General features: G+C 45.4%; 6 protein-coding genes. 3 read left to right on the top strand and 3 right to left on the bottom strand.

Annotation, left to right across the window (positions count from 1 at the left end):
* Positions 1-160 precede the first annotated feature (160 nt).
* The gene (locus QUB11_RS05655) at positions 161-3,892 is read left to right on the top strand and encodes an alpha-mannosidase (protein WP_333389989.1); all 3,732 of its coding nucleotides are present in this window, start codon (positions 161-163) and stop codon (positions 3,890-3,892) included.
* A 15-nt stretch (positions 3,893-3,907) separates the two neighbouring features.
* On the opposite strand, the gene QUB11_RS05650 is transcribed toward QUB11_RS05655, so the two are convergent.
* The gene (locus QUB11_RS05650; protein WP_333199662.1) at positions 3,908-4,495 is read right to left on the bottom strand and encodes a cytochrome b; all 588 of its coding nucleotides are present in this window, start codon (positions 4,493-4,495) and stop codon (positions 3,908-3,910) included.
* A gap of 289 nt (positions 4,496-4,784) precedes the next feature.
* Entirely contained in the window at positions 4,785-4,979 is a 195-nt protein-coding gene (locus tag QUB11_RS05645; protein WP_333199660.1) for a hypothetical protein, read from the bottom strand.
* Positions 4,980-5,275: 296 nt separating this feature from the next.
* Between QUB11_RS05645 and QUB11_RS05640 the strand changes: the two genes are divergently transcribed.
* Positions 5,276-9,229: a PAS domain S-box protein gene (locus QUB11_RS05640; protein ID WP_333199658.1), complete on the top strand. Its 3,954-nt coding sequence runs from the start codon at positions 5,276-5,278 to the stop codon at positions 9,227-9,229.
* A 379-nt stretch (positions 9,230-9,608) separates the two neighbouring features.
* On the opposite strand, the gene QUB11_RS05635 is transcribed toward QUB11_RS05640, so the two are convergent.
* Positions 9,609-14,060, bottom strand: a complete 4,452-nt coding sequence (locus QUB11_RS05635) for a tetratricopeptide repeat protein (protein WP_333389987.1) — start codon at positions 14,058-14,060, stop codon at positions 9,609-9,611.
* A gap of 214 nt (positions 14,061-14,274) precedes the next feature.
* Between QUB11_RS05635 and rpiA the strand changes: the two genes are divergently transcribed.
* Complete coding sequence (gene rpiA, locus QUB11_RS05630) at positions 14,275-14,991, top strand: ribose-5-phosphate isomerase RpiA (protein WP_333061722.1); 717 nt, start codon at positions 14,275-14,277, stop codon at positions 14,989-14,991.
* Positions 14,992-15,021: the final 30 nt, after the last annotated feature.

Here is a 15,021-nt window from a genome sequence, read left to right as displayed (position 1 = left end):
CTAAATATTGCTGTAAAATCAAAGCGAGCTCTTAATCTCCGCTTCAAACCCTCTGAAACCTTTTTCTTCGCGTCCTAGCGCTAACGCGCCGCTTCGCGTAACGCGTCTTCGCGGTTCAATCCGATCTTTGATTCCTACACAAGTTTGATTTTAGCTAAAAATGAGCGCTTCTGTGTCACCTGCTAGCAACAATATTTCTGCCACTGTCGAAAAGTTGCGCCGCCTCAGTCAAGTGGAGGTTCAGTCTGGTTGGAGGTACTGCGATTCTGACTCGGCTGTCTCTTCGGTAAATATTTGTAACAGCCCTGTTGCCGAACTTAACGGGAAAGGACATATTGCTTGGCCGTCTGGGAAGCAAGTTTTGTATTTGGGCCAGCAATTTGTAATTCCTGACAATTTGCACGGCTATCCTGTGGTTGGTTTGCGGTTGCTGCTGGGCTTGACTTGGTGGGCAGAAGATGCTCAAATTTTTGTGAACGGCGAGTTAGTCGGACGGGGAGATTTATTTGATTTTGCCGATCGAGTTTTGTTGAGTTCGTCGGCTAATCCCGGAGATGAATTTTTAGTTATTTTGCGGTTGGTAAGTCCGGGTCACGATAACGGTGCTTTAGTGCGATCGATTTGTTTGTACGAAGCTGCTGACTCTTCTTGTTTTGATCCGGGTTTTGTGGCTGCCGAATTAGAGATTTTGCAAAATTCGCTTAGTCGAAATTTAGAAATTGAAAATTCCCAATACCTCCCCACCGAAATCATAGCAAATACCCCCAGGTTTGTCAAGGGGGAAATGCTGAAATCTGAGATTGATTTGGCGCTTGGTTTGATTGATTGGTCGGCGGTGTGCGATCGCGAAAAGTTCGATCGCTCGCTGTCTGTTTTGCGGCACAATTTATTGGGATATCTGCGGGCTTTTTTGGGGGATTTAGATGAGGGAACCGCAGAGGCCGCAGAGGCCGCAGAGGGAGGAAGAAGGGAGGGGGTTTTTGAGGTTGGAGAAAATAGCAACGCTACATCTATATATATAGGAGAAATTGGTGAACTGACATCTTTTTCTGGGGATTTAGATGAGGGAACCGCAGAGGGCGCAGAGGGCGCAGAGGGAGGAAGAAGGGAGGAAGTTTCTCAGGTTGGAGACAATAGCAATGCTACATCTATATATATAGGAGAAGGTGGTGAGCTGACATCTATATATACAGGTAAAATCTATTTGGTGGGTCACGCTCATTTAGACTTGGCTTGGCTGTGGCCTGTCCCGGAAACTTGGGAAGCGGCACAGCGAACTTTTGAGTCGGTATTGAAATTGCAATCGGAGTTTCCCGATTTGATTTTCTGTCATTCTACTCCGGCGCTTTATGCTTGGATGGAAGAACATCGGCCGGACTTATTTGCTGCGGTTAAAAAACAGGTGGCCGTCGGACGTTGGGAAGTTGTCGGCGGGATGTGGGTAGAACCGGATTTAAACTTGATTTCCGCTGAATCAATGGTGCGGCAAGTTTTTTACGGACAGCGTTATGCAAAAGAAAAATTTGGGGAATTGATGCGGGTGGCTTGGCTACCGGATACTTTCGGTTTTGGGTGGCAATTACCTCAGATTTTGCGGCAAGGTGGAGTTGATTATTTTGTGACGCAAAAGTTGCGGTGGAATGATTCAACGGAATTTCCGCACGGTGCGTTTTGGTGGGAAGGGTTGGACGGTACTAAAATATTTAGTATGATGTCTGCTCCAATTGGTGAAAGCATAGAATCTGTGAAAATGGCAAGTTATGCTTTTGACTGGCAAGTTAAGACAGGTTTGCAAGATGCTCTTTGGTTGCCTGGGGTTGGCGACCACGGCGGTGGCCCGACTCGTGATATGTTGGAGGTGGCGAAACGCTGGAAAATGTCGCCTTTTTTCCCCAGGTTGGAGTTTGCGAAAGCGGTTGATTATTTGTCTTTGATTGAGAGTCAGTTTTTACCGGCAGTTGCGACAACTAAGCCCGAAAGCGATGTTCCCGACTCGGACTATCAGGAAAATTTGCGGGCGCTAGAATTTTCAAACTTGTCGGCAATGAAGGATGCAAATCCTCCCATCTCACAACTCAAAACTCTTCCCCGCACTCTCCCGATTTGGAAAGACGAACTTTACTTAGAATTCCACCGGGGTTGCTACACGACTCGCGCCGACCAAAAACGCCAAAACCGCCGCTGCGAAGAATTGCTCTACCAAGCGGAGTTGCTGTCTTCGCTGGCCACTATTTGTACTGGTGCGGTTTATCCGAAATCTGAGTTAGAATCTGCTTGGAAACAAATTTTGTTTAACCAGTTTCACGATATTTTGCCCGGTTCTGCGATCGCCCAAGTTTATGCGGATGCTAATCTAGCCTTTGCCGAGGTCGATCGCACTTGTCGCGAAATCCTGCTACAATCTTTGGATGCCATCTCGGCTCAAATTTCTCTCCCTTCGCCTCCTGGGCCCGACGCTCAACCAATTTTGATTTTCAATACTCTCAATTGGTCGCGCTCTGAGGTTGTCGCTGTAACGCTTCCCGATGTGGCTGATTCAGCTTGGCAAATTTACGATTTTTCCCGACGGCGACTGGCTTCGCAGATTGTCAGGGGCGATCGACCGCAATCGCACTCTACATCGCCATCTACACTGTTATTTTGGGCAAATAATATCCCCGCCGTTGGCTACCAGGTGTTTTGGCTGTGTCGCGAAGACGCTCAAACTGTGGATCATGCGTCCGCGAGTCCAGAAACCGAAAAAAAGACAGAGTTATCGAAACTTACATACGGTATAGCACAAAAAAACACACCTTGTCAAGAAACGCATTTTGCAACCGCACAAATGGTTCTAGAAAATGAATTTATTCGGGCAACAGTAGACGGCAAAACTGGCAATTTATCCAGTATTTGGGATAAAGTAAATAACCGAGAAGTCCTGAATGCAGCAGGCGGCAATCAACTGCAAGCATTTCAAGACAGTGGTCAATATTGGGATGCTTGGAACATTGACCCAAATTATGAAAAACATCAATTACCCGCGCCGACACTCAAAGATATTGCTTGGGTAGAGCAGGGAGAATTACGGCAGAGTTTGCGCGTAGTCCGACAAATTGGTAAATCGGAGTTTTGCCAAGATTATATAGTAGAAATAGGTTCGCCGCTGCTGAAAATCAAGACAGTGGCAGATTGGCAAGAAAAGCACGTTTTAGTAAAAGCAGCCTTTGGGTTAAATGTAGAAGCAGATTTTGCAACTTGCGAAATTCCCGGCGGTGCGATCGATCGCACAACTAAACCGCAAACTCCCGCCGAAAAAGCCAAATGGGAAGTGCCGATTTTGCGCTGGACTGATATCAGCAATGACGGTTTTGGAGTGAGTTTGCTCAATGATTGCAAATACGGCTGCGACCTTCAACCAAATCAAATTCGGCTGACTTTGCTTCGCGGTTCGACTTGGCCGGATGAACAAGCAGATGTAGGAGTTTCGGAATTTACTTATGCAGTCTATCCCCATGCTGGAAATTGGCAAGAAGCCGACACAGTTCGACAGGGGTACGAGTTGAATTTACCACTGCTAGTAAAGGTGTTACCCAAGTTAGAGAAAAATGACCACAAGACTCTGCCCGCAGTTGGCAAGTTTTTGGATTTGTCCGCCAAAAATTTAGTGCTGATGGCATTCAAACAATCGGAAGATGATTCTAATGTGTGGATTTTGCGGTGTTACGAGTGTCACGGTGAAGAGGCGAAGTTGGAATTAAAGAGCGATTTGGATTTGGCGATTAGTCAGCCTGTCGATTTATTAGAACAACTCATAAATTTGCCCCAGAAGTCAGACGATGGGACAAGTTTCACAATATCACCGTGGAAAATAGCCAGTTTTGCAGTCAATTTATCATTACCAATTGAGATATAGTACCCCATCGCAAGTTTATCCAACCTTTTGAGACTTGGCGAACTTAATGCGACAAAAATTTGCCAACCTACGCCAATTAGCTCTCACAACTTTCTTCTGCTCTAAAATATGCAAAATCACGAACGCTAAAAATGTGTACGCCAGCCAAAAATGCAAACTCCTTCCCAGCTCAACCATTGCGGAATTCTGCGGAAACACATCCGGCAAAACAATGCCGAAAAATTTCACATTGTTACTTTTGAAAGAGTTAGAAAAAAAGAAACCACTAACCGGAACTAGCCACATAAAAACGTACAAAGTCGCGTGCAGAGCAAAATTTTTGTACCATTCCTTCGTAAACTTTGGCAGGCGTTTTGTATATTTTTTCCACCATACCCGCAACAGAGTCAAAATCCGCCAAGTCAGCAAAGCCATTGTCAGCACGGCTACGGATTTGTGAAAATCGTACAGGGGGCCTCGAATAAACAATTCTCTCGGCAATTGAGCCATAAACGTACCGGTAATAAACAGCACTAAATAGCAAGCTGACATTACCCAGTGTAAGGACATCAGTTGTTTGAACGCAGAATTAAGTCTGGGTTTCGCAGCGGGTTGGATACTCACTCTTTCTTACCTCCTTAGCGTTTGCTGCACAAGATTAAGTATAAACTATAGGACTAAAGCTCGTGGCCGATTGTGCATTATAAGATTTACTTAACTTAAGTATTATAAATATTTATTAAACAGTCAAATTAAATATATTCACGATCGTCAATCGATTTTAGATTTTAGATTTTAGATTTTAGAGGCGACCCCACGGATAAATGCTCTTTCTTGAGAATTTTCGATTTTCGATTTTGGATTGATTCCACGGATAAATCACGTGGCGGGTACCACATGAAGAAATTCTTGGTCATTCCCAACACAAAACATCGTACTTGGGTCGATCGCCTCCCAAGCAGTTTTCAGGTCGAGTATCCCCAAACCCACTGCACTCATCTGACCCGATAATTGCAATCGCTGCCCTGTTCATCCGCAGCCCCGGCAAATATCCCAAACCCAATCCGAAGTAGGTCAGTCCCAATACTAGGTATTTGAGTGTTATCATATATACTTAAAACTATTGATTGCCGATTTTTTTTATTGTCTAGGATGCTAAAAGTACAGAGTGGGTAATTGCAGCTAAACCTGCTGGCATTGCAACTAGCCGGAAATATCGCCGACAGACGGTCTACCAACTACAAACAAACACAGTGGTTGCATTGGGAAGCGAAAATCAGGGTGCGAGACAAGTGGTAATTTTGTTACAAGTTGTAACTTTTTTCAAACAACAGGTTTAATTTAGTTTCACAAAAAAGTTAAATTCCAGAAAGTAAAATTAATTACAGTCGAGTTAAGCTAAAAGTGTTTGCTAAAAAAAGTAATTCAAGCAACCCCGAAACCAACTATTCTCACTTGATCGACACGGACGGCGAGTTCGCGACAGCAAAACTTTCGTGCAGCCAACAAGTCGAACAAGATTGGTATGGAACTCTCTACGAGAATTTTCCGGGCATTTACTTCGTTCTAGACGCTTTGGGAAGAGTTTTTTCGCTCAATCAATTCGGCGCGTCTCGCCTTGCCTACAAATCACAGGAATTAATTTGTCATTCAATTTTTAACATATTTTACTGCCAAGAGCAAGGCAAAATGCAGGCAGAATTTGCCGGATTAGCCCAGCCGGAAAACGGTACGCCAACTCCAAAAATTGCCTGTTGGGAAGGATGCTTGACTTGCAAAGACGGCAAGATTATTAGGGTAAAAGCAACCGCGCGACCAATGCCGGCGGTAGATTGGAAAATAGAGGAAAATACTAATGGTCGTTCTATTGCCAATTTCCAACGCCCGGCTGTACTGTTAGTTTGCGAAGAAATTAAGGCTGCTTCGCAGTTATCCACGCCGTCCAACCAGAGAGGAAATGGGCGCAGTCCAACTTTAGCGATCGCAAAATTAGCCAAAAGTCAACTTAAAGAACGCAACAATATAGAAGACTTCATCCGCGAAGTAACAGAAACCGCTGTTAGTATTGTCAACTGCGATCGAGCCAGTATTTGGCTGTATGGCGAAGACAAAACGCAGCTTCACTGCATCGACCTTTACGAACAAAATACTAAACTCCATTCTGTACAAATAATCATCACAGCAGCAGACTGTCCGGCATATTTTCAAGCTTTAAAATCGGCAAGTGCGATCGCAACAGTGGCAGCAGAAAATGACCCCAGAACACGAGAACTTGTCGGTCTTTATTTGCTCGATCGGGACACGACTTCCCTGTTAAACGTACCGATTGTGCTAGCAGGTCAAAGGTTGGGAATAGTCAGCGCCGAACGCCAGGGTTCCGACGGTGATTGGACGGAAGAAGAACACGAATTTACCCAAATATTAGCAGATTTTGTATCCTCAAGTTTGTCAGCTAGCGAAAAGTTAAAATTAGAAGCAATGCGGCACGAACAGCAGCAAAACTTGCTGGCCCAATACTACGATCAACTAGAAGAAAGAGTAGAAAGACGCACTGCTGAACTCAAAAAAGCTAACCAAAAACTGCAAAAAGAAATAATTAAAAGAAAACAAGCAGAAGCCGAACTACGCCTGCAGCAACAAGAACAGCAAATTATTTTTGATTCCGTGCCGGCGATGATTTGGCTCAAAGATACCGAAAGTCGCCTGCTGCGAATTAATCAAGCCGCCGCTGCATCCAGAGGTTTGCCTGCCGATCAATTAGAAGGTAAATCTTTTTATGAAATATATCCAGACGAAGCAGAGCAATATTATTTAGAAGATTTGGAAGTAATCAATTCCGGCGTTCCCAAGCAGGGCCAAGTCGAATTGCTACCAACAGTTTCCGGTCAAAAATGCTGGGTGCGGACAGATAAAATACCTTACCGGGATGAAACAGGTAAAGTCGCTGGTGTAATCGTGTTTGCAGTAGATATTACTGATTTAATTAGAGTCGAAAAAGAACTGCGAGAATATCGGGATCGCCTCGCAGAAAAAGTCGAAAAACGTACTGCTATGTACAGGCAAGCCATGACCGCTTTGTACTCGGCAAATACGCAATTGCAACAGTTAATTAACAACAGCTATTCTGCCGGCGAAAATGGCAGCAGCCAGCCAGCAGCGCGCTTGCTCGAATGCGAAGCTTATTTTGAAGCAGTTGCCGTGGCTGACCGCGACACAATTTTGAGCGTCAGCAGCAATTTTGCCCAACTTTTCGGTTACGAACCTGCGGAAATGGCGGGAATGAGCTTGCTGGAACTACTGTCGCCCAAATCCTACAAACAGGCGTCGCAAATGATTTCAGCAGCCAGCAATACAGTCTGTGAAACTATTTTTCTCAAGCGAGATGGAACTGCTTTTCCTGCTGACGTTCGCAGCAAATTCGTATTTTGGGAAGGTCGTTTAGTACAGGTGAAAGCAGTCCGAGACCTCACGGAACGCAAATTGACCGCAGCAGAATTAGAGCGATCGCGCTCTTTGCTGCACGCTACCTTAGAAGCAACGGCAGACGGCATTCTCGCCGTTACTACCGCCGGAGAAATGATTAGTTATAACGAAAAGTTAGTTCAAATGTGGGGAATCTATGAAGAAGTTAGAAACTCAATGGATCGAACGGTGCGGCTGACATTTCTCACCAAGCAAGTTAAAGATCCGAGCGCTTTTTTGCAGAGAGTTAAAGAAATTTATAGCGATGCGGAGTCGGAAGGTTGCGATATTCTAGAATTTAGAGATGGCCGCACTTTTGAGCGCTACACGCAGCCGATTCGAGTTGGACAAAATATTATTGGCAGGGTGTGGCGCTTCCGCGATATTACCTCTCGCGAAAAGGTGACGGCAATGTTGGGAGATTCTCAAAGGCGCTTTCGGGCAATTTTTGATTCTTCTTTCCAATTTGTGAGCTTGTTGAAACCGGACGGGACTCTGCTGGAAGCTAACCAAACTTCTCTGGATTTTGCGGGAATTAAGCTCCGGGATGTTGCCAATAAACCGTTTTGGCTGTTGCCTTGGTGGGGAGATTCTCAGGAAGTTCGCCAACAGTTGCAAGAGGCGATTTCTCGATCAGCAAAAGGTGAATTTGTCCGCTATGAAGTGGAAGTTCAAGGTGTAAATCGGACGGCAACTGTTGATTTTTCTCTCAAATCGGTCGCCGATGAAACTGGCAAAATAGTATTGTTGCTGCCGGAAGGTCGGGACATTACTGAAAGTAAGCAAGCCCAAGTCGCGCTGCGGCAACAAATAGAACGGGAACGCTTGATCGCACAGATTCAATCGCGCATCCGTTCTTCTCTGGATCTCCAAGATATTCTCAACACTACAGTAGCGGAAGTGCGGGAGTTTTTAGTAACTGATCGCGTGCTGGTTTTCCGCTTCCGACCCGACTGGAACGGAGATGTGGTGGTGGAGTCGGTTGCAGAAGGATGGATGCCACTCAAGGGGATGGGAATTGAGGATTGCTGTTTTGCCAATACTTACATCGGACAGTATTTAAAGGGCCGCATTCGCGCCATAGAGGATATTCACACTTCTAATTTGAGCGAGTGTCACGTTAATTTTTTGGAGACTTGTCAGGTGAAGGCAAATTTGGTGGTGCCGATTGTCCAGCAGGGAATTGAACCGAGGGAAGGTAACAGTTCTTGTCAAGTGCCGAAGTTGTGGGGTTTGCTGATTGCCCACCACTGTTCGTCACCCCGCCAGTGGCAGCAGTTTGATGTGGATTTGCTGAGTCAGTTGGGGACTCAAGTGGCGATCGCGATCGAACAATCTTTACTTTACCAGCAGCTAGCTGCTGCCAACCAGCGACTGGACGGGTTGGCGAATTTGGACAGTCTGACTCAACTAGCTAACCGCCGCCGGTTTGACGAGGTGATCAACCGAGAATGGGAGCAGTCGAGCTCTTCGGAACCGCTATCTTTGATTATGTGCGATATTGACTGTTTTAAACTTTACAACGACAATTACGGCCACCAAGCCGGGGATGCTTGTTTGCAGCAAGTGGCGCGGGCGATCGGAGATGCTTGCACAAACGCACCCGCAGAACGCCTTTATTTGGCTGCTAGGTACGGCGGCGAGGAATTTGGGGTAATTTTGCCAAATACAGATGTCGTGGCTGCACAGGCTGTTGCGGAGGGCATCCGCAGCCGGGTCAAAGCTTTGGCAATTCCCCACATCAAGTCTGTTGTCAGTGATTGTGTGACTCTCAGCTTGGGAGTTGCGGCTGTTTCGCAAAGTCAAAATTCCCCGAAAATGCTGATTGAAGCTGCAGATAAGGCACTGTATCGAGCTAAGTCTGGCGGGCGCGATCGAGTGGCTATTAATGAGTAATCAGGTTATTTTAAATTTGAGATTTTAGATTTTGGAATTACTGATGAAGCTGCTGGTTTGGAGCTTGTCTGCTGTGGCATTCTTTTTTGAAACGGGTATTACTAAAAAAGCGATCGCCCTAACTGGCATAAAGTTAGTGCGATCGCGGTACTATGAATCAGCTATTTATCTATCAGACTCGGCGCGGAATTTTTACGCATTTTCACTTATTTTTTTACAAAACTTTACCGTGAGTAGCGTACAAATATCCAAAAACCACGTTTCTCTACCCGATCTCTCTTTTTTATTGAACCGCAGAGGGCACAGAGAGCACAGAGGAAGAGAAAAGAGCAAGGAAGGAGTTCGCAATTGATTGGGGATTGCTATAGCAATTACTCACCTATTTCGCTAACAGTTTTTGAAACACCTCATACATATCCTCAGCCAACTTTTTAGGATTCCACAAAGGTGCGAGATGTTCTGGCTGCTTAGATTTTACTAAATGCTCTTTCACCGCATTTCTGAAACCAGCATCCCGACCAAACTTAACTCCCCACTGCGTGTATTCCTCCCAACTCCACGCCGCACCTACATCAAGATTTGCACTTTTCAGAAAAGCGTAACCCATGCGCGAAAGATATTGGTCGCCGGAGCGAGTTACCACTGGCAAATTCGCCCACAAAGCCTCTAAATTGTGAGTCCCGCCATTGTAAGGATAGGAATCTAAAAGCACGTCGGCTACATAATAAATAGCGCGGTGTTCTTCCTCACTTCTGGTTTGCCCTATAAACTTAATCCGAGCAAAATCTACTCCCTGAATTTCGCATTCTTCGCGGTAAGTGCTGTGAATAACATCGGGGTCGCCTTGACCTTTGCGGATTAACACACTATCTGGTACTTCCTTCAGAATTGTAACTTGAGCTCGTACCATTTCTGGATTGGTTTTTCTCCCTGGCGCAACGCACAAATAAGTCATTTGCTCTAAGCCAATTCCGAGAGCGTTTCTAATCGCCTCTCGATTCACAGGAATGCTTTGCAGTGCGCCAATTGCTACCGAACCAGCAGGCAATCTTACTAACTTTTCTAAGTAATTTTTTTCAACACCAGGGGGGTGAGTGTGTTCGTCGCACAGAAAGTAGTGATTATCTGAAATGTAGGGTGCGTCAAATCCTAGCCAAGAAACGCAGATTCCCGCAGGATATTGATACAGCACTTCGACATTTGTTGGCACTGTCATCGAGTCTAAGTCTATCAATACATCCAAGTTGTCTTGCGCTACTTCGGCGAAGATTTCACCGCCATCAGCAAAGCCGTTTGGATATTTTTTAGGCCAGTAAAACTTGCCCGCCATGTCTTCAAACCGCTGCGTAACCTCATCTCGGTGGAGTTTCCCGGTGACGTAAAGGTGAACGTGGGGGGTGATGTGGCTTAATTCGCGAATTAAAGCTTCGCTGCACCAGCCTACTGAGTGGCGGCGGAAGTGTTTGGAAAGGAAGCCGATTTTTAAAGGACGCTGTTCTTTTGTTTGGTAATTTGCTAGGTTTGTTATGTTAATCTCTTGGCGCTTAGGGACGGCTTTTTGGTAGTATTCTTTGGCAATTAGTCTGTAGAAACTGGCATTTTTTTCGCGATTGTCTCGCAGGTGAGAAACTGCAAACAGGAAGATTTCGTAGAGCAGTTTTAGTTCGATTGTGGTAAAAGTTTCGACCTTTTCGTAGCAGAGTTTTTCGATTTCTTCGAGTTTCTGAATTGCCTGTTTGCTGACACCTGATTGCAGGTAGGAAAAGACGTAGGCTGTAGCTGACATGACTGGGGCGACATCGCCGCAGTTTTCGCAGTATTTGTCGGCTACGCTACGGGCTCCGGCGAGGTTGGTGGAATGGCTTAGCAAGTCGCACAATTGTTGGTAGGCTTCGCTGTATTTGGGGTTGCATTCGATCGCCTTTTCAAAATTGGCGATCGCCTCCAACGGCTTATCTTGCTTTTGAATGTGTCCCATGCGGCAGTAAACCTCTGCCCAATTCGGTTTTAATGCCAAAGCTTGCTGATAGCTGGCTAGAGCTTCTTCGAGCCGCCCCTGCATGGAAAAACAACTGCCGAGGTTAGCGTGAACTTCGGGCCAGTTGGGCTTGATTTTCAGAGTGTTTTGATAATTAGTAATTGCCTCGTCGTACTTGTTTTGCTGTAAAAAAGAATTGGCTATATTGAAGTGCAAAACTTCTAATTGCGGCTTTAAAGCTACAGCTTTCTGATAGTAAGCGATGGCGGCGTCGAGATTGCCTTGTTGCGATCGCGCGCTGCCGATGTTACCGTAGGCTTCGGCCCAATCCGGTTTAATGGCGATCGCTTTTTCGTAGCTTTCGATGGCTTCCTCGCGCTTTCCTTGGCCCAAAAGTCGATTACCTAAGTTAAAGTGGAAGTCTGCACCGACTAGCTGCGGGTTGAGTTCGGATGTTCTTTTAAAACAGGCGATCGCTGCTTCGATGTTGCCGTGTTGGTGATATACTTTCCCTAAATTCCAGTGAGCTCCCGCTAAATCGGGACTCAGGGCGATGGCTTGCTGGTAATGGGCGATCGCTTCTTCCAAACGCCCCATTTTGAAATACATACTGCCGATATTGGCGCGCACTTCCGCAAAATTTGGCTGCAATTCTAGGGCTTGAGAATATGAACGAATGGCAGCTTCAATTTTGCCTCCTGCTTGCAAGGCATTGCCTAAAGTGACGTAAGCGTGAATGAAATCTGGTCGAACTTTTATCGCTTGCTGACAAGCTGCGATCGCCTCTTTAATTTTACCTTGAACTAAAAAGTTTTCTGCCAGTTTTTTGTAAGGTTCTACTTCTTGAAAATTGGCAACTTGTCCGCTATCGGGAACATTGAGCGCGGTAACTTGTTCGGAAAGTTCGGCGGGGTTGGTAAACGGAGTATTTAAAGTTTCAGTGGTGGGCGCTGGCGGCAAATTGATGCTCGAAGGCTGCAAGCCGTAGCCTTCATCTTTGTTGACAGATACTGATTGCTGTTCCCCTGATTCTGTTTCTAATTCGATAAAGTTACTGTCGGTAGTTTCCCGCTCTTTTTGTTCTATCAAACTCGATAGTTTCTCAGCAGCGCTGACATCTCCCGGTTGCAGTTGCAGCACTTTTTGATAGCAAGTAATTGCTGCATCTAACTTTCCTTGCTGCTGCAAAACGCTGCCCAGCATCATATTAACCGAAGACAATTGAGGATTAATCGCAAGAGCTTTTTGGTAATGATTCGCCGCCTGTTCCAATTGCCCTAACTTGTAATACATACTGCCCAAATTCGCGCGGGCTTCAGCAAATTCTGGCTGAATTTCTAAAGCTTGCAAGTAAGCTTCAATTGCCGTTTCCAGCTTGCCTTGACTCTGCAAAGCATTGCCTATTGTTAAGTAAGCAGCAGCAAAATTGGGTTGAAATTTAAGAGCGACATTACAAGAGGCGATCGCCTTTTCAAATTCTCCTTGCAAAACATAAACTTCCGCCAACTTTTTATGAACTTCTGCATCTTCGGGATTGAACTCTAAAGCTTTCTGATAGTTCTCGATGGCGCCACCGAGATCACCCTGATCTTTCCGCCAATTTCCCTTTTGAAAATAATCTCTCACTGCCTCTAAACCTACTAAAGAATTCCCGATCATTTGCTCTGCCACTCTTACAGGTTTTACACTAATACTATTCAGCCATTCTACCCACTTTCGGGAACGCACAGACCAAGTACACCCTTGATTTATATATTCTACCTGCTGTCTTAAATGATTTTCAGCAGTGGCGCTGCCCGCACCCGTGTCCTCATTTAAAACTCCGACTATCGCCTCTAAAAACCGCCTTGTATATCCCTCCCAATCTGCGTTGCCCGCCCGCTTCCAATTAGTTATCGATGCAAAATTTTCCACCCCTGACATTGAAACTAGACGGGCAAATCCAGCAGTTGTTTCCGGCAAAGCTGCCAATTCACTCGTTACAATCCGGCAACCGCAGGCCATCGCCTCCATCACCGCAATAGATGAGGTTTCTAAATAGGTATTCGGGTAAGCTAAAACCGCGACTGAACGCAGTTGCCGGACGAGTTCGGGTTGCGGTACGGAACCGATGTACTCGACGCCTTCTGTTTCTTGACACTGGCGGTAAAGTTGACCGAAAAAAAGCTTGTTATCATTGTCCTCTATTTGGTGTACTTTCATGCTTGAAAATACTTTTAATCTGGTTCCGGGGACCGCTTGACGAATTTCGGGAAAGACTTTTAACAAAATATCTAGTCCGCGAAATGGAGTGCTGGTGTAAGCTAGAATGGGCGGTCGAGATTTATGAGAGAGGATAGAAATATTATCGGCGAAAATGTTAGCAAAACAAGGTGCGATCGCATTTCTTAAAACACAACTGCGATTGGAGTCAATCCCAAAGCGCCGGTGAAATTGCTCGCGTTGCCAGTCGCTGACAAATACAAAAGCATCGCAAGCATTGATTTCTCGGTGATTATTGAAATCTTGGAGAAATACAAAGCCCGGTTCGTTATGAATCCACAAAATTAACTTAGTTCGGTGTCCCAAAAGCGGCTTGATTTCCAGCGCTTTGCCGACTATATTGACTATAACTAAAAAATCGAGCGATCGCAGCAATTCTAAATTAGATTTGTCCCCCACCCTGCGCCTGCAATCAACGCCGCGCCACATCCCCGACTCGGAAGTATTGTTGAGCAAAAATACCTCGTTTCCCTGTGCAGCCAACGCCTCAGCTAAGTAACAAATAGCCGACTGAGTGCCGCCCAAAGGTTTGCAGTAAGGAGTTTCAATATTGTAATCCCAAGTGTAGGTATCGAGAAATCCGATTTTCATTGTGGCAATTATCCACCGATTTGTGAACTAGATTTTTTTTATTTAACCGCAGAGGACGCAGAGGGCGCAGAGAAAACAGAGAGAAGTTCCCACTTGAAATAATTTGCGAGTTCCCTCTCTTCTTCTTCTTCCTCTCTGCGTTCTCTGCGCTCTCTGCGGTTAAATAAATCCATAATAAATGGTATAATCTTAAAACTATTAAGGAGTACCGAACATGACTACAGAACAAGATCCCGTAAAATTGATGAAACAGCAAGTCGGCTTTGCTGCAGCCGATCGCGTAAAATCTGGTATGATTGTCGGACTCGGTACCGGGTCAACTACAGCTTATACTATTCAAGCATTGGGCGATCGCATAAAATCAGGTGAACTCAAAGATATCAAGGGAGTGCCCACATCTTTTCAATCAGAAGTGTTAGCCAAACAGTACGGAGTACCGCTGGCAACACTCGATGAAATTGATAGAATTGATGTTGCTATTGACGGCGCTGATGAAGTAGATCCCCACCTCAACTTAATTAAAGGTGGTGGCGCAGCCCACACCCGCGAAAAAGTAGTCGATTACCTCGCCACTCAATTTATTGTAGTAGTTGATAGTTCCAAAATCGTAGATAAATTGGGTTCGACTTTTCGCGTGCCCATCGAAGTTATACCGATGGCATTAACACCAGTGATGCGCGCCATTGAAAAATTGGGTGGCAAACCCGAACTCCGCATGGGCGTGAAAAAAGCAGGCCCCGTAATTACCGATCAAGGTAATATGGTAATTGATGTCAAATTTGATGACATTGCCAACCCCGGAGAAATGGAAAAAAGCTTGAATAACATTCCCGGTGTGTTAGAAAATGGTTTGTTTGTAGACTGTACAGATTTGGTTTTAGTCGGCGAAATCCAAGACGGAAAACCAGTAGTACGCGAAATTTCTAAATAGTCAAAACTGCCCTGGTTTGGTCAAAAACTC

Origin of the sequence: Microcoleus sp. B6-A1 (assembly GCF_036705085.1) — a bacterium.
GTDB lineage: Bacteria > Cyanobacteriota > Cyanobacteriia > Cyanobacteriales > Microcoleaceae > Microcoleus.
Note: the sequence above shows the minus strand (reverse complement) of the source record. Positions and strands in the feature narration are given on the sequence as shown.